Origin of the sequence: Achromobacter sp. NPDC058515 (assembly GCF_042721735.1) — a bacterium.
Classification (GTDB): domain Bacteria; phylum Pseudomonadota; class Gammaproteobacteria; order Burkholderiales; family Burkholderiaceae_B; genus Achromobacter.
Genome location: NZ_JBHXNI010000003.1, coordinates 224658 through 245374 on the forward strand (window position 1 = coordinate 224658; position 20717 = coordinate 245374).

Sequence of the window (20717 nt, forward strand, 5' to 3'; positions counted from 1 at the left end):
AACCTCATCATGTGTGGAATAGTCGGAATTTGGGGCCCTATCGGGAACAAGGCGCAAGTGCTGGCGGAAAGCTGCCGCCGCATCCGCCACCGCGGGCCGGACAGCAATGGTTTCTGGGAAGACGCCGGCGCCGAGCTGGCGCTGGCGCACGTCCGCCTGGCGATCCTTGACCTGACCGAAGCGGGCCACCAGCCCATGACGTCCGCCTGCGGCCGATATGTGATGGTGTTCAACGGCGAGATCTACAACCACCTGGACATCCGCAAGCAGCTGGAGCAATCGGCGCTGGCGCCGTCCTGGCGCGGGCATTCCGATACCGAGACCCTGCTGGCGGGCTTTACCGCGCTGGGCATCGAGGCCACCTTGCAGGCCGCTGTGGGCATGTTCGCCATCGCGCTGTGGGATAGGGCATCGCGCAAGCTCGTCCTGGCGCGCGACCGCATGGGCGAAAAGCCGCTGTACTACGGCTTTTCGGGCGCGGAGCTGGTCTTCGCCTCGGAGCTCAAGGGCCTGATGCCGATCCCCGGCTTCGGCCGCGAGCTGAACCGCAACGCGCTGGCCTCGTTCATGCGGCACAACTACATTCCGGCGCCGCAATCCATCTATGAAGGCATCGCCAAGCTGCCGCCGGGCACCTGGGTCGAGTTCACCGCCGACGATACCCGCAGCCGCCGCATGCCCGAGCCGCGCGTGTACTGGTCGGCGCGCGAAGCCGCCGACACCGCCGCCCGCTCAAGGCTGACGTTCGAATCGGACGCGCAAGCCACGGATGCGCTGGAAGGCGTGCTGTCCAAGGCCGTCGGCGGGCAGATGCTGTCGGACGTGAGCCTGGGCGCATTCCTGTCTGGCGGCATCGATTCGTCGACCATCGTGGCGCTGATGCAGGCGCAAAGCTCGCAGCCCGTGCGCACCTTCGCCATCGGCTTTCACGAGAAGGGCTACGACGAGGCGCAGCATGCCAAGGCCGTCGCCACGCACCTGGGCACCGATCACACCGAACTCTACGTGACGGCCGACGATGCGCTGGCGGTGGTGCCGTCGCTCGCGGACATGTATGACGAGCCGTTCGCGGATTCGTCGCAGATTCCCACGTCGCTGGTGACGCGCATGGCGCGCCAGCACGTGACGGTGGCCTTGTCCGGCGATGGCGGCGACGAGCTCTTCGGCGGCTATTCGCGCTACTTCCGCGTGAACAACTGGTGGCAGCAATGCGAGCGGGTCCCCGCGCTGCTGCGCAAGCCCGCGGGGGCGCTGCTCAGCGCTTCGACCCATCTGCCCGGGCGCGGCGCCTGGCGCGGCAAGGTCGGCAAGCTGGGCGAGCTGCTGCGCGCCGATACGCGTGGCGAGTTCTACCGCCTCTTCGTATCCTACTGGTCCGATCCGTCCAGCGTGGTGAAGGGCGGCGTCGAGCCCATATCGGAGTTCGCCAAGGCGATGCAGGGCTCCACCTTCGAATCCATGATGAAGCTGGACGCGGTGACCTACCTGCCCGACGACATCCTGGTCAAGGTGGACCGGGCGGCCATGGCGGTCAGCCTGGAAACGCGCGTGCCGCTGATCGATCACCGCGTGTACGAATTCGCCTGGAGCCTGCCGCACCAGTACAAGGTGCGCGGCAACACCGGCAAGTGGCTGCTGCGCCAAGTGCTGCATCGCCACGTGCCGCAGGCGCTGGTGGACCGCCCCAAGCGCGGCTTTGCCGTGCCGCTGGCCGCCTGGCTGCGCGGCCCCTTGCGCGAGTGGGCCGATGCGCTCCTGGACCCGGCGCGCCTGCGCCAGGAGGGCTGGTTCGAACCCGAGCCCATCCTGCGCAAGTGGCGCGAACACACGTCGGGGCATCGCAACTGGGACAGCCATCTGTGGGGCGTGCTGATGATGCAGGCCTGGCTGGATCGCTATCGCGCGGGAATGGACCAAGGAGGAACGGTTGGGAGTCTCTGACGAATGAAAATACTGATGCTGGTCAGTTCCATGCATGCCGGCGGCGCCGAACGGGTGGCCGCGACCCTGGTCAACGCATGGTCCGAACGCGGGGACGCCGTCATCCTGACGCCGACCTATTCCTCCAAGGGAACCTGCTTTTATCCCTTGTCGGACAAGGTCCAGCTGACGTGGCTGGCTGACCTGGCGGGCACGCGGGTGTCGGGGGCGATGGCCGCCTTCAGGCGGCTTCTGACGCTGCGCAAGCACATCCGCGACACCAAGCCGGACGTGGTGGTGTCCTTCCTGACCAACGTCAATGTGGCGGCGATCCTTGCCACTCGCGGCCTGCGCGTGCCGCTCATCGTCTGCGAACGCACCAACCCGGTCGCCGAAACCACCACCGGCGGCGTCTGGCGCATGCTGCGCCGCGTCCTGTATCCGCATGCCGACATGGTGACGGTCCAGGCGGAAGACACCGCCGGCCCGTTCGCGCGCCAGGTGCCGGGCATCAAGCGCCTGGCCGTCATTCCCAATCCCTTGCCCGCGCCGCTGCTGGACGCGCCGCGGGTGCAGCAGCGCGACGACGGCGGCCCGCGCGAGCTGCTGGCGATGGGGCGGCTGGTCCCCGACAAGCAGTTCGGCCTGTTGATCGATATCTTCGCGCAGTTGGCGCCGGAGTTCCCGGACTGGAACCTGCGCATCTGGGGCGAAGGCCCCGAGCGAGGCGCGCTGGAGCAGCAGGTTGCGCGCCTGGGCCTGCAGTCGCGCATCAGCCTGCCGGGCCGCACCGAGGCGCCGTGGGACGAACTGGCGCGCGGCCATGCCTTTGTGCTGAGCTCGCTGGTGGAAGGTTTTCCCAATGTCCTGCTGGAAGCCATGTCGCTGGGCCTGCCCTGCGCGGCCTTCGATTGCCCCAGCGGCCCGCGCGAAATGACGCGCGACGGCCAGGACGCGCTGCTGGTGCCCGCCGGCGATCGCGTCGCGCTGACCGACGCCTTGCAGCGCCTGATGAGCGACGCGTCGCTGCGCCAGCAATTGGGCGCGCGCGGCGCGGCGGCCGTGCGCCACCGCTACGCGCTGGCCAGCGTGCTGGGCGAATGGGACGAACTGTTCGAAGCGGTGCGGGAGGGGCGATGAGCGCCTCCGCATTGCGCATCCTGCATGTCATCACCGGCCTGGGGCAGGGCGGCGCGGAATCCGTGCTGTTCCGCCTGGCGACCTACCCGGGCTCCGATGTCGAGCACATCGTCGTGTCGTTGACCGACGAGGGCATTTATGGCGAGCGCCTGCGCGCGGCTGGCGTGGCCGTGCATGCGCTGGGCATGCAGCGCGGGCGCGTCAGCCTGAGCGGCTTCATGGCGCTGCGCGGCCTGATCGCGCGCACGCGGCCCGACGCCGTGCAGACCTGGATGTATCACGCCGACCTGATCGGCGGCCTGGCGGCGCGGCTGGCGGGAGTCCGGGCGATAGCCTGGGGCATCCGCAACTCCGGCGCGCATCTGGAGCGCAGCAGCCGCTCGGCCCGCCTGGTGCTGCGCGCATGCGCGCTGCTGTCCGGCAGCGTGCCCAGGGCGATCGTGTGCGCCGCGCAGAAGGCGGCGCAGCGCCATGCCGAAAAGGGCTACCGGCGCGACCGCCTGGTGGTGATTTCCAACGGCTATGACCTGTCGCGCTATGCGCCGGACCCCCTGGCGCGTGCGCGCGTGCGCGCCGAGTGGGGCCTGTCCGGCGACGTGCCCGTGATCGGCTGCGTGGCGCGCTGGGATCCGCTCAAGGACCACGCCAACCTGCTGCGCGCGGTGGCCGCCCTGGTGCGCGACGGTCGCGATGCCGGCCTGCGCTGCGTGCTGATCGGCCGCGACATGACCGCGGACAACGCCGAGCTCGGCGCGCTGATCGACAAGCTGGATCTGCGCGACCGCGTGGTGCTCAACGGTCCCAGCGACGACGTGCCCGCCATGATGAACGGGCTGGACCTGCATGTGCTGTCCAGCTGCGCGGAAGGCTTTCCCAACGTGGTGGCCGAAGCCATGGCTTGCGGCGTCTACTGCGTCGTGACGGACGTCGGGGACGCGGCCTACATCGTCGGCGATGCCGGCGTGGTGGTGCCCCCCGAACAGGCCGAGGCCCTGGCGCGCGGCATCGAGACCGCCTTGGGCGACGTGGCCGCCCGCGGCCGCGCGCGCGTGGGACAAGCCGGGCGCGCGCGCGTGCTGGAGCATTTCGATCTTGCGCGCATGGTGCAGGGCTACATCGCCGTCTGGCGCCGCATTTCCGGAGTAGAAGCATGAGTGCCGGCCGCTGCCTGCTGTTTGTCGTCAACAATCCGGCGTTCTTCATGTCGCACCGCGTGCCGGTCGCGCTGGCCGCGCAGCGGGCCGGCTACGACGTGCATGTCGCCACCATGGATGGCCCGGCCGTGGCCGACATCCAGGCGCTGGGCATGACGCATCATCCCATTCCCATGACGCGCAGCGGCAAGCACCCCCTGCAGGAACTGGGCACGCTGCTGGCGCTGATCCGCCTGTTCCGCCGCTTGCGCCCGCAAGTGGTCCACCTGGTCACGATCAAGCCCGTGCTGTACGGCGGCATCGCTGCCCGGCTCACGCGCGTGCCGGGCATGGTCGCGGCCATCTCCGGCCTGGGTTTCGTCTTTCTTTCCAATTCGCTGAAGATGCGGCTGGTGCGTTCCGTGGTGGCGCGCCTGTACCGGATCGCGCTGGGCCATCCCAACAGCCGCGTGATCTTCCAGAACGCCAATGACCGCGACCTGCTCAAGTCCCTGGGCGCGGTGCGCGACGACCAGGTCGTCATCATCCGGGGCGCGGGCGTGGACCTGAACGCCTACGGCGCCTCGCCCGAGCCGCCCGCGCCGCCCGTCGTCGTCACCATGGTGGCGCGCCTGCTGCGCGACAAGGGCGTGCAGGAGTTCGTGCAGGCGGCAAGGCTGCTGCGCGAGCGCGGCGTGCCGGTGACGATGCAGCTGGTGGGCGGCGTGGATGCCGGCAATCCCACTTCGGCCACGGAGGAAGATGTGCAGGCGTGGCGGCGCGAAGGCTGCGTGCAGGCGCTGGGCGAACGCTCGGACGTGGCGGCGCTGTACTCGGCCTCGCATATTGCCGTCTTGCCGTCCTACCGCGAAGGCCTGCCGAAGTCGCTGATCGAGGCCGCGGCGTGCGCCCGGGCGGTCGTGACGACCGATGTGCCGGGCTGTCGCGACGCCATCGAACCCGGCGTGACCGGCTTGCTGGCGCCGGTGCGCGATGCGCAGGCGCTGGCCGACGCCATCGCCCGCCTGGCAGGCGATACGGCATTGCGCCAGGCCATGGGCGCGGCGGGCAGGGCGCTTGCCGAACGCGAATTCGACATCGAGCGGGTCGCCCGCAAGCACGTGGAACTGTACGACGCCCTCAGCGCCTGATCGCGTCGATCCAGAAGCGGGTGGACGGATCCTGCTGGCTGGCCTGCGGGGCGTCCAGTTCGCGCATGATGTTCTTGGCCAGCGCCTTGCCGAATTCCACGCCCCATTGATCGAAGGGGTTGATGCCCCAGACCACGCCCTGCGTGAACACCTTGTGTTCGTACATGGCCAGCAGCGCGCCCAGCGTATAGGCCTCCAGGTGCGGCAGCACGATCAGCGAGGACGGGCGTCCGCCCGGGTGGACGCGGTGCCGGGCCACCAGGCGCGCCCGCGCCGGATCGCTTTCGGTGGCCAAGGTTTCGGCCAGGGCCTCTTCGTATGACTTGCCGCGCAGCAGCGCGGAGCGCTGGGCCAGGCAATTGGCGATCAGCAGCTCGTGGTGCCGCGCATAGGCGTGGTCGGGCTGTTCGCACAGGATGAAGTCGACGGGGGCGCCCTCGGCGTCCTGGTGCAGCCATTGGAAGAAGGTGTGCTGGCAATCCGTGCCCGACATGCCCCAGACCGCGGGCCCGGTCGGCACGCCGGCCGGGCTGCCGTCGGCGGTGGCGACCTTGCCCAGCGATTCCATTTCCAGCTGCTGCGCCCAGGGCACGATGTGATAAAGCCGCGAATCGTAGGGGGCGATGACCAGGGAGTCATAGCCCAGCACGCTGCGGTTGGCCACGCCGGCCAGGGCCATCTGCACGGGCGCGTTCTCGGCGATGGGGGCGGTGCGGAAATGATCGTCCATGGCGGCGGCGCCCGCGAGCAACTGGTCGAACGCGTCGTTGCCCAGCGCCAGCGCAATGGGCAGGCCGATCGCCGACCACAGCGAGTAGCGCCCGCCCACCCAATCCCAGATCTGGAAGATGTGGTCGGGCAGGATGCCCAGGTTCAGCGCGGCTTCGACGTTGGCGGTGATCGCCACGACCTGCTTGATGGGATCCGCGACGCCGGCTTCGCGCAGCCAGTTCATCGCGACCTCGGCATTGGCCAGCGGCTCGGTCGTGGTGAAGGATTTCGAGGCGACGATGACTAGCGTGTTGTGCGGGTCCAGCCGGCTCATCGCGTCGTCGACCGAGTGCGAGTCCACGTTGGACGCGAAGCGCACTTCGCGGCGCGCGCCGCCGTGGCGCAAGGCGCGCGTGACCAGCCGGGGGCCCCAGTCGCTGCCGCCGATGCCCAGGTGCAGCACGCCGCTGTACCGGCCGGCCGCGTCGGCCTCGCGCACGAACTCGCGCAGGCGCTCGCGTTCGGCCAGCACCGCGCGGGCCACCATGGCGGGCGGTTCGGACGCGCGCAAGGCGGTGTGCCACGCCGCTCGCCCTTCGGTCCAGTTGGCATGCCCGCCGTCGAACAGCCGCGCGCGCGCGGCCTCGAAGTCCTGCTGCGCGAGCAAGGCCGCCGAGGCGGCCTGCAAGTCGGACGAATGGGCCTGGGCGCTCAGGTCCAGGCGCAGCCCGGGCGCATTGATGAGGCGCAACTCCCGGCCATCCCGGGATGCGGCGCGTGTCGCTGCGACGAACTGCTGCCACGCGGGGCTGTTGGATAAAGACATAGGCGGATCAGAAAGGCAGGGTGGCGTTTGGCGCCAGCTTGTTCAGTTCGCGGCGGAAGTCGGCCTGGATGCGCTCCAGCGCCGCCGCCGTTTGCGCCTCGAAGCGCAGCACGACCACGGGGGTGGTGTTCGATGGACGCGCCAGCCCGAAGCCGTCTGCGTACTCCGCGCGCACGCCGTCGATGGTGAGCACGCGCTTCGCGTCGGGGAACTGGCCCTGGTCCTGCAAGGCCTGGACCAGCGTGAAGGGCTGGCCTTCTTCCATTTCGAGCTTCAGCTCGGGCGTGGAAACGTCCTGCGGCAGGGCTTCCAGCGGAGCGCAAGGATCGGCAAAGCGCGAAACGATCTCGAGCAGGCGGGCGCCCGTGTACAGGCCGTCGTCAAAGCCGTACCAGCGCTCCTTGAAGAAGATGTGGCCGCTCATTTCGCCGGCCAGCGGCGCGCCGGTTTCGGCCAGCTTGGCCTTGACCAGCGAGTGGCCGGTTTTCCACATCAGCGGGACGCCGCCGGCGGCCTCGACCGACAGGCCCACGTGGCGGCTGCACTTCACGTCATAGATGATGGTGGCGCCGGGGTTGCGCTCCAGCACGTCGCGCGCGAACAGCACCAGTTGGCGGTCGGGCCAGATGATCTCGCCGGATTTCGTGACCACGCCCAGGCGGTCGCCGTCGCCGTCGAACGCCAGGCCGAGTTCGCAGTCGCTTTCGGCGACGTGCCGGATCAGGTCCTGCAGGTTCTTGGGCTCGGCGGGATCGGGATGGTGGTTGGGGAACGTGCCGTCCACTTCGCAGAACAATTCGTCGACTTCGCAGCCCAGGGCGCGGAACAATTGCGGGGCGACGGCGCCGGCAACGCCGTTGCCGCAATCGATGGCGATCTTCATCGGACGCGCGAGCTTGACCCCGGAGGCGACGCGCGCGATGTAGGCGTCCACCAGGTCGAGCTGGCGGCGCGTGCCGGCGCCGGGCGCGGGCGCGGACGGCGCGCCGTTCATGGCCCGGGCCAGCGCCTGGACGTCGTCGCCGTAGAGCGCGCGTCCGCCCATCATCATCTTGAACCCGTTGTACTTGGGCGGATTGTGGCTGCCCGTGATCGCCACGCCCGAGCCGGTCTGCATGATGTTGGCGGCAAAGTAGACCAGGGGGGTGGGAACCATGCCGACATCCAGCGTGTCCACGCCGCCTTCCAGCATGCCTTCCTGCAGCGCGAGCGACAGCATTTCGCTGCTCAGGCGGCCGTCGCGGCCAACCACGAGCGTCTGCACGCCTTGTTCGCGGGCGCGGGCGGCCAGCGCCACGCCCAGCGCGCGGGCGAAGGCGGCATCGATCAGGTCCGGCACGGTGCCGCGGATGTCATAGGCCTTGAAAACCGAGGCCGGGAAGTGAGTATGGTTGTTGCCCACGACGATTCCTTGAGAAGGGGTGCTGCGGGGATTTGACGGGGGGTAATGGTAAACCCGGACGTCAAAACCGATGTGGCAAGGGTTCAAAGCGGAATTATCCCCCATTGGCGGGGGCGCTTCATCCGACGGGCGGAGTAGGGCGTTTTAGGGGTGGCGTTTGCCCTGGTTTGGTGCCTGCGGACGGGCGCCGCGGCCTTGTTCCGGTGCAGGCCGGGGCAATGAAAAAGGGCTTGCGGCGGGGGCTGCGCGCGGCATGGAATTTGCTCGTCATCCGAAGGTGATACGCTTGCCCTGCAAGCAGAAAGACCAGGAGGGGCCATGGGCGCCAAAGTTTCTACTGTCGTGTCATCGGGAAGCGCCACCAGCAGGCGGGGCCCCCCCACGGACTATGCCGGGCCGGCCGCCGGCCGCGAACGCCGGCTTGATATCCATGTATTCGTATCCGCCGGCGGCGACCTGGCCACGGGCCGCGCCTGGGAGCGCTGCGTGTGGCGCGAGGCGCGGGTCCTGATCGCCGAATGCCCGGCGCCGCATCTGGCGTCCTCGATTGAAAGCGCGCTGCGCACCGTGGCCGCCAACGTGGCGCGGGACCGCGGCTGGCAAGGCATGGGCACGGTCGCGTTCTCGCTGGATGACCGCAGCGGCGTGTTCCGGGTCATCGATGCCGAGGCGCAGGCGCACCCGGAAACGATGGCGGCGGCCGACTATGAACCCGTCGCGGCCCATGCGCTGGAAGTGCGCATAGACGGCTGCGGCGATCGCCGGCTCCCATGCACCCGGCTGCTGGTTTGCGGCGCGACGCGGGGCGAGGTGCTGCGGCGCGCCTACCGCGCGCTGTCGGAACTGCCCGGCCCCGCGGGCGTGGACCGCGCCTTCCTGATGAACCGCATCGCTTCCCGGGCGTTCTGCTCGGGCATGACGGGCACGCGGCTGGACCAGGCGGTCGGCTGACGCGTGCCGGGCTTCGGCCCGGACGGTTCAGCCCCTACAATAGTTCGCACATCCCTTGAACAGCGCCTGGGCGCGACCAGGCCTTCCTTGTGCGGCATCCATGACCTTGCTGAGCGATCTACAGTCCCTTTTGGGCGACTCCCACGTGCTGACCGGCGCCGACGCCGAGACCTATGTGCAGGACTGGCGGCGCCGATATCGCGGCGCGGCGCTGGCGGTGATCCGCCCCGGCTCGACCGCCGAGGTCGCGGCCGCGATGAAGCTCTGCGCGCGGCACGGGGCGGCGGTGGTGCCCCAAGGCGGCAATACCGGCCTGTGCGGCGGCGCCACGCCGGATGATTCCGGCAACGCGGTGGTGCTGTCCACCGCCCGGCTGACCGCCGTGCGCGCGCTGGATACCGACAACGACACCATCACCGTGGAAGCCGGGTGCATCCTGCAGGCCGTGCAGGAAGCCGCCGCGTCCGCCAACCGCCTGTTCCCGCTGAGCCTGGCCGCCGAAGGCAGCTGCACCATCGGCGGCAACCTGGCGACCAACGCCGGCGGCACGCAGGTGCTGCGCTACGGCAACACCCGCGACCTGACGCTGGGGCTGGAGGTCGTGACCGCGGAAGGCGAGGTCTGGGACGGCCTGCGCGGCCTGCGCAAGGACAACACCGGCTACGACCTGCGCGATCTCTATATCGGCAGCGAAGGCACGCTGGGCATCATCACCGCCGCCACGCTCAAGCTGTACCCGCGTCCGGTGGCCTCGTGCACGGCGCTGCTGACGCTCGACAGCATCGACAGCGCCGTGGAAGTGCTGTCGCGCGCCCGTTCGGGCTTCGGCGCCGCGCTGACCGGCTTTGAACTCATGAGCGGCGCCTGCCTGCAAGCGGTCGTGCGCCTGTTTCCGCAGCAGCGCCTGCCGTTTGAAGGCGAATCCGCCGCGTCGCCCTGGTTTGCCTTGCTGGAGCTGTCGGACAGCGAAAGCGAAACGCACGCCCGCGAGCGTTTCGAGTCGGTGCTGGGCGACGCCATCGAGGCCGGCCTGGTCAACGATGCCGCCATCGCCGCCAACGTCGCGCAGAGCAAGGCGCTGTGGCACCTGCGCGAGAGCATCCCCCTGGCCGAAGCCGAGCTGGGCAAGTCGGTCAAGCATGACGTGTCCATCCCGATCTCGTCGATCGCGGGTTTTGTGCACAAGACCAATGCCTTGCTGCAGGCGCGCTTTCCGGGCGTGCGCCACGTCATCTTCGGCCATCTGGGCGATGGCAACCTGCATTACAACGTGGCCAATGCGCCTGGGCAGACCGAAGCCGAGCTGCTGGCCCTGCAAAACGACGTCTACGGCGTCGTGCATGACAGCGTGCATGCGCATCATGGCTCCATCAGCGCCGAGCATGGCGTGGGCCAGCTCAAGCGCGACGAGCTGCCGCGCTACAAGAGCCCCGTCGAACTGGCGCTGATGCGCCGGATCAAGCGGGCGCTGGATCCCCAGGGGCTCATGAATCCGGGCAAAGTGCTGCAGGCGTAGCGCTTCGCCTACACCAGGAAACCAAGACCATGGCAGTGAGCCCCGCGGCCGGAGCGAATCACCGGGTGCTGATCGTCGAGGACGACCCCATCATCGCCGGCAATCTGTACAGCTTCCTGGAGGCGCGCGGGTTCCTGCCGGACGTGGCCTACAGCGGCCAGGCCGCCCTGCAGCGGCTGCAGGAGCAGCGCTTCGATGCCGTGCTGCTGGACATCGGCCTGCCGGGCATGGACGGCAATGCGGTCCTGCATGCGCTGCGCGCGGAAAGGCGCCTGGACGTGCCCGTGCTGGTGCTGACGGCGCGCGACAGCCTGGAAGACAAGCTGGCGGGCTTCTCGCATGGCGCGGACGACTACCTCACCAAGCCGTTTGCCTTGCTTGAGGTCGAAGCCCGCCTCTTGGCTTTGATCCTGCGCGCCAAGGGTTCGACCGTGGACTCGGTGCGCGCCTTCGGGCCCTTGCAGTACGACACGCGCAGCCGCGCCGTGTCCGTCAACGGCGCGCCGGTGCATCTGACGCGCAAGGCGGGCCTCATCATGGAAGCCTTGCTGCGCGACCCCGGCCGGGTGGTGTCGCGCGAGGAACTGGAATCGATGCTGTGGGGCAACGAGCCGCCGTCGGCCGATGCGCTGCGCAGCCAGGTCCATCTGCTGCGCCGCGCGCTGGCCGACGCCGGGTTCGACGGCATCGAGACCCTGCATGGCACCGGCTGGCGGCTGGTGGCGCCCGGAACCGCGCCATGACGCGCGCCGCCGCCGGCACGCTCACCCAGCGCGTCGTGTGGGCGCTGGCCGGAACGGTGGCGCTGTTTGTCACGGCGCTTGCCTTGCTGGCGTACCTGACGTTCGACCAGATGGAAGACGATCTGGTCAACGACATCCTCAATACCGAGATGGACCGCCTGGTCCAGCATGCCCGCACCAGCGACGAGTTCCTGCCGCGCAATGGCCCGCGCGAACTGGGCGGGTCCATGCGCGCCTGGCTGAGCGTGGACGGGCAGCCGCCCGTCGGCATGCCCCCCGAGCTCCTGTCCCTGGAAAACGGACTGCACCTGATCGAGCCGGGCGCCTATACCTGGCATGTGATGGTGGCCGAAACCGGCCGGGGCAAGGTGTACCTGCTATACGACGCGACCGACAACGAAGAGCGGGTCCATGACTTCGGCCTGATCGTGCTGGGCGTGGGCGCGATTTGCGTGGTCGGAGCCTACGCGCTTTCCCGGCGCGTGGCCGCGGTGGCGGTTGGCCCGCTGCTGGACCTGACGGACCGGCTGGCGACCTGGGCGCCCGGATCGCCCGACATAGCCGTCACGCGCGACGACGAGGCGGGACGGCTGATCGAGGCATTCAATCGCGTGCAGAACCAGGTCGACAGGTCGATCGCCCGAGAACGCGAGTTCGCGGGAAATCTCAGCCACGAGGTGCGCACGCCGCTGGCCGCCATCCGCTCCGACAGCGAACTGATGCTGCTGACGCAGGTCTTGACGCCGGACCAGCGCCAGCGCCTGGCTCGCGTGGTGGACAACGTGGACGATGTCATCGTCAGCCTGGAGAGCGCCCGCGCCATGGCGCGCGACCAGCTGCGCCCGCCCGAGGCCGTCGATATCGCCGAATGCATGGAGGACGCCTGGCGCGGCTACGCGGCCCAGGCCAGGCTGGCGGAGCTGCGTTTCGACAACCGGATATCCGCGGGCCACGTCCGGACGCTGGACCGCTATGCCTTGCTGACCGTCTTGCGCAACCTGGTCCGCAACGCGGTCGAGCACGCCGCCCCGGCCACCCTGACGGCCAGCCTGGACGCCCGGGGCGCGCTGGAGCTGCGCGACGACGGTCGGGGCATCGCCGCCGGCGACCTGCCTTTCCTGTTCCGCCGCTACTACAGCGGCCGCATGCGGGATTCGGGCGCGGGGGGCAGCGAGGAAACGGTGCGGGGGCTGGGGCTGGCGATCGCCAAGCGCGTCTGCGACATGCAGGGCTGGTCGCTGACCGTCGAGTCCTCGCGGGAAGGCGGGGCGCGCGGCACCCGATTCTCGCTGCGCTTTGAGCCTGACGCAGCGGCGAATCGGGCGGGAGCCCCGATTTGACGAGCCCGGATCAGTTGAGCAGCACGCCCGGCAGCCACAGCGAGAACGCCGGGACGTAGGTCACCAGCGCCAGCGCGGCCAGCAGCGCGCCGTAGAACGGCCAGATGGTCCGCATCACCGTGCCCACGGACACGCCGCCGATCGCGCATCCCACGAACTGCGTGGTGCCCACCGGCGGGGTGTTCAGTCCCAGCGCGCAGTTCAGCAGGATGACCATGCCGAACTGCACCGGCCCCATGCCGTACTGCATGCAGATCGGCAGGAAGATCGGCGTGCAGATCAGGATGGTGGCGGCCATGTCCAGGAACGTGCCCAGCACGAACAGGATGATGTTGACCATCAGGAAGATGGCCCACGGTTCGGTGGACACGGACGCCATCAGCTGGCCGGTCTTCTCGGCCACGCCATAAAAGCTGATCAGGTAGCCGAACGTAGCGGAAATGCCGATCAGCAGCAGCACCACGCCCGTGGTCTTCACGGCTTTGCTGGCGGCGCGGACGAACTGGTCCCAGGTCAGGGAGCGGTAGACGAAGATCGTCAGCGCCAGCGCGTACAGCACCGCCACCGCCGCGGATTCCGTCGCGGTGAAGACGCCGCTCAGGATGCCCGCGATGATGAGCACGACGACGAACAGGCCGGGCGCGGCCGCGACCAGCGAGCGCAGCACGATGTGCCAGCCCGGGAAGGTGCCGGCCGGATAGCCCCGGCTGCGCGCCACGAAGTAGGCGGCGGCAAGATTGCACAAGGTCAGGATGAGCGCGGGCACGACGCCGGCCGCGATCAGCGCCGCGATGGACACCTTGCCGCCCGCCGCCAGCGTGTAGATGATGATGTTGTGGCTGGTCGGCATCAGCGCGCCGACCAGCGCCGCGTGCGTGGTGACGTTGACCGCGTAGTCCGCGTGATAGCCCTCGCGCTTCATCATCGGGATCATGACGGACCCCATCGCCGACACGTCCGCCACGGGCGATCCCGACACGCCGCCAAACAGCGTGCAGGCCAGCACGTTGGACATGCCCAGCCCGCCGCGCACATGCCCCACCATCGACTTTGCGAACGTCACGATGCGGTCGGCGATGCCGCCGTACAGCATCAGCTCGCCCGTGAAGATGAAGAAGGGGATGGCCAGGAACGAAAACGCGTTCATGCCGGAGGTCATCTGCTGGAAGGCCACCGCCAGCGGCAGGTCTTCGTACATGATGGCGGTGATGGAGGACAGCCCGATGGCGAAGGCCACCGGCACCCCGATCACGAGGAACCCCATGAACGTAAAGGAGAGCAGAGTCAGCGCCATGCCGGCACCACCTTCTGGTTGTGGAGGATGGCGATGATGTGCTCGATGGAAAAGAGCGCGATCAAGCCTCCCGACAGGGTTGCAGGGACGTACTTCCAGGCGTTGGAGATGCCCAGGTTGGGTATCTTGTAGGCCGCGACGGATTCGGCCAGCACGGCGCAGTTCCATGCCATCAGCACGCCGAAGAGCAGCACGAGCAGATGGATGAAGATCCGGAGCCCGCGCTGTCCGGCGGCGGGCAGGGCTTCCAGCACCGCCTCGAAGCCGATGTGGCCCGCGTCGCGCACGCCGACCGCGGCGCCCAGCATGGTGACGTACAGCACCAGCAGCAGCGCCAGGCTTTCCGCCCAGGTCGGCGTGCTGTTGAGCACGTGCCGTCCGAAGATCTGCAGGGAAACAGCGATGATCAGGCAGATCAGCCCGAACACGCTGGTCCACATGCATGCGCGCGCCAGCCTGGCGCAGGCGCGCGCGTAGGCATCCAGCGGGCCAGCCAGGGCTTGCGCCCGGCCTCCCGCGGTCACCTCTGGTTCAGTCGTAGGTGTCGCCAGCATGATGTCCTCACTTCACGGCCTGGATCTTCGCGACCAGATCCTTCATCTCGGGCGTGGTGACGAAGCGGTCATACACGGGCTTCATCGCGTTCTGGAACGATGGCTTGTCCACTTGCAGGGTCTGCGACCCGGCCTTCTCGACAACGGCGCGCGACTTCTGCTCGCGCTCGTCCCACAGCTTGCGCATGTAGGGCACCGACTCGCGCGCCGCTTCGCGCAGGATCTTCTGGTCGTCGGGCGTCAGCTTGTCCCATTGGCGCTTGGAGAAAATCAGGATCTCCGGCGTCATGGTGTGCTCGGTCATCGAGTGGAACTTGGCGACTTCGAAGTGATGCGCGCTTTCGTAGCTGGGAACGTTGTTTTCCGCTGCGTCGACGAGCCCCGTCTTCAGGGAGGTATAGACCTCGCCCATCGGCATCGGCGTGGCGTTGCCGCCCATGGCTTCCACCATGGCAACGGACAGGTCGGACTGCTGCACGCGGATCTTCAGGCCCTTGGCGTCGGCCAGCGTCTTGACGGGCTTGTCGCGGGTGTACATGGAGCGCGCGCCGCTGTCGTACCAGGCCAGGCCCACGAAACCGGCGGCCTCGCAGGAGCGCAGCAGCTGATCGCCGATCTCGCTGTCGAGCACCTTATGCAGATGGTCTGTGGAGCGGAACAGGAAGGGCAGCGCCGGCACGCGGGTGTTCTGGCAGATGTTGTGCATGGCCGCGCTGGAGACGCGGGCCATGGCCAGGGCGCCCAGCTTCACCTGCTCGATCGAATCGTCCTCGCTGCCGAGCGAGCCGCCGGCATACACCTTCACGGTGATGCGGCCGTTGGTGCGCTGCTTGACCAGTTCTCCGAACTGGCGCACGGCCAGAACGGTGGGGTAATCGTCGGGATGGATGTCCGCGGAGCGCAGCTCGGCGGCATGGGTGGCGGGAACAAGCGTGAGCAATGCGGCCGCCGCCAGGATGGCGCGGGTCAGGTGAGGGCGCAGCATGTCTACCTCCGGTTGGGAGTACGGCGTTTCGTTGAGGGCCGAAGCGGCCCCGAAGCTCTTTGATATGGTCTGACCTACTCTGCATGGGCGCGCAACGGGCGCGCCGATCGGGTGCTAACCGGCGCTTGCGGCTTCCTCCAGGCCCTGCGCGCCGGGGCGCAAGGCAAACACCGCGCCGTCCAGCGCGCCGGGGGCGGCATGCGCGGGGCGGATCGAGGTGACGAAGAGCGTGTCCATGCCCGCGCCGCCGAATGCGCACATGGCGACTTTGGCGGCGGGCACTTCCAGGGTGCGGTCCAGGCGGCCGTCCGGGGCGTAGCGGTAGATCCGGCCGGCATCGTTGCCGCAGATCCAATAGCCGCCGTCGGTGTCCACGGCGGCGCCGTCGGGCCGGCCGGCGGGCAGCGCGGCGATGAAGAGGCGGCGATTGCGCGGGATGCCCGTGTCGGGGTCGTAGTCGAACGCCCAGACCGACGAACGCGACGGATGGGAATCCGACAGGTACATTGTCCTGCCGTCGGGGCTGAAGGCCAGGCCGTTGGGGACGATCAGGTCGTCCAGCAAGACGGACACGCCGGAGGCGTCATGGCGATACAGCCGGCCCGCAGGCAAGGCCAGGCTCATGTCCGTGACCATGGTGCCGGCCAGAAAACGCCCTTGGCGGTCGCAGCGCCCGTCGTTAAAGCGCATGCCGGGGGCGGCATGCCCGACGGCGGCCAGCAACGCCGGCGAGCAGGGCGCGCCGGCTTGCAGCGCACCGCAGGCATAGAGGCCGTCTTCCATGGCCAGCAGCCATCCGGCGCCGCGCATGGCGATGCATCCGGCCATCTGGGGCAGCGCCCACTGCGCGGCGGCGCCGCCGGCGGGCGACCAGCGCCAGAGGGTCTTGCCCGGAATGTCGGTCCAGTAGAACGCCTGGTCGGCGGAACGCCAGACCGGGCTTTCTCCTACGCCGCACAACATGGACCCTATACGTTCGGCGGAAGCTGGCATGGGAGCGGATCAGGCGTTGGGGAAAGGGAAGGGTCCGGCTTTCACGAATGCGCCGCCCTGATAGCGCCCGGCGGGATCGTCCGCGGGCAGCGGCGGCTGCGCTTCGACCTGCGCGCGAAACCGCTCCGATGAATCCTTGGGGGAGAATCCCAGCACGGCGGCGCCGCTGTTGTCCCACCAACTGTCGCGGTTGGCGGAGGCGCCGTACACGATGACGTGCCCGACGTCGGGCGTGAACAAGGACCGCACGACCAGATCGGTCAGGTCGTCGTAGCTGAGCCAGGTGACCATCATGCGGCGGTCCTTGGGCTCGGGGAACGACGAGCCGATACGCAGGCACACGGTCTGGATGCCGTAGCGGTCGAAGTAGAAGCGCGCCAGGTGTTCGCCGTAGGCCTTGCTCAGGCCGTAGTAGCCGTCAGGCCGCAGCGGCACATCCGCGTCCAGCTGCCGCCCCTGTTCATAGAAGCCGATGACGTGGTTCGAGCTGGCGAACACGACGCGCTTGACGCCATGGAGGCGGGCGGCTTCATAGACGTTGTAGATGCCCTGGATATTGGCGGGAAGGATTTCTTCGAAAGGCCGCTCCACGGAGACGCCGCCCAGGTGCACAATGGCGTCCACGCCCTGGATCAGGCCGGAAACCGCGCAGGCGTCGGCCAGATCGCAGTGGACGACCTCCTCGCCTTCTTCCGCGGGGGCCATGGCGCCCACATCCGAGACGCGCAATACGTCGGCGTAGGCTTTCAATCGGGGACGTAGCACCACGCCCAGGTTGCCGGCGGCGCCGGTCAACAACAAACGATGACAGCGGGGAGATGCAGGCATGGTGTTGACAGTTCGGCTCATGACGCAACGCTCGGTAGATGGCGCGGTGGAGTGGACTTATCTGGTACGTTATCGTACAACTGATGCGAAGTATAATAAGCACCAAACTTCAGCGTCAAGCCTTGCGCAACCACTTTCGGAACTTTCGGACAATCCCTGATGAACGCTCCCGCCGATACTCCTGTTTTGCCGCAGCGTCGTCCCCGGAACCTGGCCCAAGGCCTGGTGGAGAGCATCTCCGAGCGCATACGCAGCGGAGCCATCCGTCCCGGCGACAAGCTGCCGACCGAGTCCGAGATCATGCGTCAGTTCGGCGTCAGCCGGACGGTCGTGCGCGAGGCGCTGTCGCGCCTGCAGGCGTCGGGCCTGGTCGAGACGCATCACGGCGTGGGCACCTACGCGCTGGAGCCGAGCGGCGGCGGCGACTTCCGGGTGGACCCGGCCGACATCGCCACGGTGCGCGACGTGCTGGTGCTGCTGGAGCTGCGCATCTGCCTGGAAAGCGAGGCCGCGGGCCTGGCCGCCATCCGGCGCAGCGATGCGCAGCTGCATGAGATGCGGCGCGCGCTGGACGCTTTCAAGCTGGCGCTCGACAACGACGGCGACACCATCACGCCGGACTTCCAGTTCCATCTGCTGGTGGCGCAATCCACCGAGAACCGCTATTTCGCTGACCTCATGTCGCACCTGGGCTCGGCCATCATTCCGCGCACCCGCATCAACTCCGCCCGATTCGCGCACGAAGACCGAGCGGCCTATCTGGCCCGCGTGAATCTTGAACACGAGGACATCTACAGCGCCATCATGCGCCAGGATGCCGAGGGCGCCCGCGCCGCGATGCGCACGCATTTGAGCAACAGCCGCGAGCGCCTGCGCCGCGCCCAGTAGGCCGGGCCCTCCGCACGCCTCGCACGCGGACGGCGCTGATATGTGATGTCGTACAACGTTTGGCGCATGCATCGCCGATGCCGGCGAGCAAACCGCGTTAACCTTGGCCCGGATTCAATTTTGGTCAATGAGGCGGCATGGTTTTGCTTGGCATACACAGCGGCATGGTTTCATCTGGGCAGGCGTATCTACGCCGGGGGGCGGCGGCATGCGCAGCCTGACGCTACGATTCATTCTCGCCGTCCTGGCGCTGTTGACGCTGTCCCGCCTGGGCCTGTCGTTCTGGATGTGGGACCGCGTGGAGGCTGCCGGCGGCCTGTGGCCGGTCCTGCTGGGCGGGCTGCGCATCGACGTATGCCTGCTGTCGATGGTGATTGCGCTGCCCGCGGTGCTCTCGCCCTGGTTCGGGCACCGTCCGCTGGCCGCCCGCATCACCGCCTGGTGGTTCCGGGTCTGGTGGATGCTCTATGTGCTGCTGGAAGTCTCCACGCCGCAGTTCATCGCGGAATACGACACGCGCCCCAACCGACTGTATTTCATTTACCTGCTCAACCCGAAGGAAGTGGGTTCGATGCTGTGGCAGGGCTACAAGGGCGTGCTGCTGGCTTCCTTCGTGGTGCTGGCGGTCGCGGCCTGGCTGGCGGTGAAGCTGTTCCCGACGCGCGCGCGCGATCCCTTCATGTCGTGGTGGAAGCGGCCGGTGGCCTCGTTCCTGATCCTGGCGCTGGCGTTCCTGGGCGCGCGCGGCACGCTGGAGCATCGCCCGATCAACCCGGCCAAGGTGGCTTTCAGTTCGGACGCCATGGTGAATTCGCTGGCGCTGAATTCGCTGTACAGCGTGTTCGACGCGGCCTATCGCATGGGAGACGAACGGTCGTCGGCGGCGATGTATCCGAAGATGCCGGTGGACAAGATGAATGCGATCGTGCGCGAGAAGGCCGGCATGGCGGGCGCGCCGATGGACCCGCGCTATCCCAGCCTGCATGAGCAGAAGGCGACGGTGCGGCGGGACAAGCCGCTGAACGTCGTGATCATCCTGCAGGAAAGCCTGGGCGCGCAGTATGTGGGCAGCCTGGGCGGCCGGGACCTGACGCCGAACATCGACCGGCTGGGCAAGGAAGGCTGGATGTTCCATCGCGCCTATGCCACCGGCACGCGCTCGGTGCGCGGCATCGAGGCGGTGACGGCGGGCTTTCTGCCCAGCGTGGCGGATGCGGTGGTGAAGCTGCCGCGGTCGCAAACGGGCTTCTTTACGCTGGCGCAGCTGCTGGGCCAGCACGGCTATCACTCGCGCTTTGTGTATGGCGGCGAGTCGCATTTCGACAATATGCGCGCGTTTTTCCTGGGCAACGGGTTCGATGAGATCGTGGACCGGCCCAAGTTCGTGGATCCGGTGTTCGAGGGGTCGTGGGGCGCGTCGGACGAGGACATGTTCAACCAGGTGGACCGGCTGCTGCGCGCCGATGGCGACAAGCCGGTGTTCACGCTGGCGTTTTCGGTGACCAACCATTCGCCCTGGGAGTATCCGGAAGGGCGTATCGCGCCGGTGGGCGATCCGGCCTCGGTGGATAACACGGTGCGCTACGCGGACTGGGCGTTGGGCCAGTTCTTCGACAAGGCGCGCAAGGCGCCTTACTGGGACAACACGGTGTTCCTGGTGATCGCGGACCATGATTCGCGCGTGCATGGCTCCATTCCGGTGCCGGTGCGGCATTTCCAGGTTCCGGCGCTGATCCTGGGGGCGGGGATTGAGCCGCGTCAGGATGACCGTCTGGTCAGCCAGATCGACATGGCGCCGACGCTGTTGTCGCTGATCGGGTTGGATAACGTGAATCCGATGCTGGGCGTGGACCTGACGCAGCGGGATCCGAATCGGGCGATGATGCAGTACGCGGATAACTTTGGGTATTTGCGGGGGGATCAGCTGCTGGTGCTGGAACCGTCCAAGGCGCCGAGGCAATTCCGGTATGAGGCGGCGCCGGTGGGGCGGGATGAAGTCTATGCGGGGGTTGAGCCTGTGGATCCGGAGTTGGCGGATGAGGCGTTGGCGCATGCGTTGTGGGCTAGCTGGGTTTATCGGGAAGAGAAGTATCGGTTGCCTTGATTAGTTTGCTTCGGGTAGACGGTTCTTGAGACGCCTCAGGCTCTGCTGGTTTCAGCTTTGGGGACTTACGCGTCGTCTTGCGTCGTGGTGATGGCGCCGCGCGCTGGCGGGGGCTTGATTCTGCGCAAGCTGTGAATTTTCAGGAACAGGCAAACTTGGCGTTATGAATTTTCCTAAATCGCCCTCGGGGGTGTCGCGCAGCGCCGCTGCGCAACTTAGTGCGCAGGAGCGCGGGCAG

At 68.0% G+C, this 20717-nt stretch carries 17 protein-coding genes; 10 read left to right on the forward strand and 7 right to left on the reverse strand.

The annotated features are described in order from the left end of the window. The first annotated feature begins 9 nt into the window (after positions 1-9). From asnB to ACFWP0_RS07045, 4 genes are read left to right on the forward strand one after another with little or no spacing between them, the layout of a single operon-like run. Complete coding sequence (asnB, locus tag ACFWP0_RS07030) at positions 10-1941, forward strand: asparagine synthase (glutamine-hydrolyzing) (protein WP_377840751.1); 1932 nt, start codon at positions 10-12, stop codon at positions 1939-1941. Between the two features lie 3 nt (positions 1942-1944). Beyond that, positions 1945-3060, forward strand: a complete 1116-nt coding sequence (locus ACFWP0_RS07035; RefSeq protein WP_377840753.1) for a glycosyltransferase family 4 protein — start codon at positions 1945-1947, stop codon at positions 3058-3060. Further along, positions 3057-4214: a glycosyltransferase family 4 protein gene (locus tag ACFWP0_RS07040; RefSeq protein ID WP_377840754.1), complete on the forward strand. Its 1158-nt coding sequence runs from the start codon at positions 3057-3059 to the stop codon at positions 4212-4214. The genes ACFWP0_RS07035 and ACFWP0_RS07040 overlap by 4 nt, the downstream gene beginning before the upstream one ends. Further along, complete coding sequence (locus ACFWP0_RS07045; RefSeq protein WP_377840756.1) at positions 4211-5344, forward strand: glycosyltransferase family 4 protein; 1134 nt, start codon at positions 4211-4213, stop codon at positions 5342-5344. The genes ACFWP0_RS07040 and ACFWP0_RS07045 overlap by 4 nt, the downstream gene beginning before the upstream one ends. On the opposite strand, the gene pgi is transcribed toward ACFWP0_RS07045, so the two are convergent. Next, a complete protein-coding gene (gene pgi, locus ACFWP0_RS07050; RefSeq protein ID WP_377840758.1) occupies positions 5334-6881 on the reverse strand; it encodes a glucose-6-phosphate isomerase in 1548 nt (515 codons plus the stop codon). The genes ACFWP0_RS07045 and pgi overlap by 11 nt on opposite strands. A 7-nt stretch (positions 6882-6888) precedes the next feature. Beyond that, positions 6889-8283, reverse strand: a complete 1395-nt coding sequence (locus ACFWP0_RS07055) for a phosphomannomutase/phosphoglucomutase (protein ID WP_377840759.1) — start codon at positions 8281-8283, stop codon at positions 6889-6891. A 318-nt stretch (positions 8284-8601) separates the two neighbouring features. Between ACFWP0_RS07055 and ACFWP0_RS07060 the strand changes: the two genes are divergently transcribed. From ACFWP0_RS07060 to ACFWP0_RS07075, 4 genes are all read left to right on the forward strand, one after another. After that, complete coding sequence (locus tag ACFWP0_RS07060; protein ID WP_377840761.1) at positions 8602-9234, forward strand: BPTD_3102 family carboxylase-like protein; 633 nt, start codon at positions 8602-8604, stop codon at positions 9232-9234. Positions 9235-9334: 100 nt separating this feature from the next. Continuing rightward, the gene (locus tag ACFWP0_RS07065) at positions 9335-10750 is read left to right on the forward strand and encodes an FAD-binding oxidoreductase (RefSeq protein ID WP_377840763.1); all 1416 of its coding nucleotides are present in this window, start codon (positions 9335-9337) and stop codon (positions 10748-10750) included. 29 nt (positions 10751-10779) lie between these two features. Then, entirely contained in the window at positions 10780-11493 is a 714-nt protein-coding gene (locus tag ACFWP0_RS07070) for a response regulator transcription factor (RefSeq protein WP_377840764.1), read from the forward strand. After that, positions 11490-12833, forward strand: coding sequence for a sensor histidine kinase (locus tag ACFWP0_RS07075; protein ID WP_377840766.1), 1344 nt, complete (start codon positions 11490-11492; stop codon positions 12831-12833). The genes ACFWP0_RS07070 and ACFWP0_RS07075 overlap by 4 nt, the downstream gene beginning before the upstream one ends. A 10-nt stretch (positions 12834-12843) precedes the next feature. Here ACFWP0_RS07075 and ACFWP0_RS07080 read toward each other — a convergent pair whose 3' ends face one another. The 5 genes from ACFWP0_RS07080 to ACFWP0_RS07100 form a co-directional block, all read right to left on the reverse strand. Next, positions 12844-14127, reverse strand: a complete 1284-nt coding sequence (locus ACFWP0_RS07080) for a TRAP transporter large permease (RefSeq protein ID WP_377840768.1) — start codon at positions 14125-14127, stop codon at positions 12844-12846. Next, entirely contained in the window at positions 14118-14681 is a 564-nt protein-coding gene (locus ACFWP0_RS07085; RefSeq protein WP_377840769.1) for a TRAP transporter small permease, read from the reverse strand. The genes ACFWP0_RS07080 and ACFWP0_RS07085 overlap by 10 nt, the downstream gene beginning before the upstream one ends. Positions 14682-14688: 7 nt before the next feature. Next, on the reverse strand, positions 14689-15666 hold the full coding sequence (locus ACFWP0_RS07090; protein WP_377840771.1) for a TRAP transporter substrate-binding protein: 978 nt from the start codon (positions 15664-15666) through the stop codon (positions 14689-14691). Between the two features lie 114 nt (positions 15667-15780). Continuing rightward, complete coding sequence (locus ACFWP0_RS07095) at positions 15781-16659, reverse strand: SMP-30/gluconolactonase/LRE family protein (protein ID WP_377840773.1); 879 nt, start codon at positions 16657-16659, stop codon at positions 15781-15783. 9 nt (positions 16660-16668) lie between these two features. Beyond that, positions 16669-17487, reverse strand: coding sequence for an NAD-dependent epimerase/dehydratase family protein (locus ACFWP0_RS07100; RefSeq protein ID WP_377840775.1), 819 nt, complete (start codon positions 17485-17487; stop codon positions 16669-16671). A gap of 159 nt (positions 17488-17646) precedes the next feature. Here ACFWP0_RS07100 and ACFWP0_RS07105 point away from each other — a divergent pair, with 159 nt between their 5' ends. Together ACFWP0_RS07105 and ACFWP0_RS07110 are read left to right on the forward strand one after the other, a co-directional pair. After that, on the forward strand, positions 17647-18375 hold the full coding sequence (locus ACFWP0_RS07105) for a FadR/GntR family transcriptional regulator (RefSeq protein WP_377840776.1): 729 nt from the start codon (positions 17647-17649) through the stop codon (positions 18373-18375). A gap of 208 nt (positions 18376-18583) precedes the next feature. Next, positions 18584-20479 carry an LTA synthase family protein gene (locus ACFWP0_RS07110; RefSeq protein ID WP_377840778.1) on the forward strand — a complete coding sequence of 632 codons (1896 nt, stop codon included), beginning with the start codon at positions 18584-18586 and terminating at the stop codon, positions 20477-20479. The last annotated feature ends 238 nt before the right edge of the window (positions 20480-20717 follow it).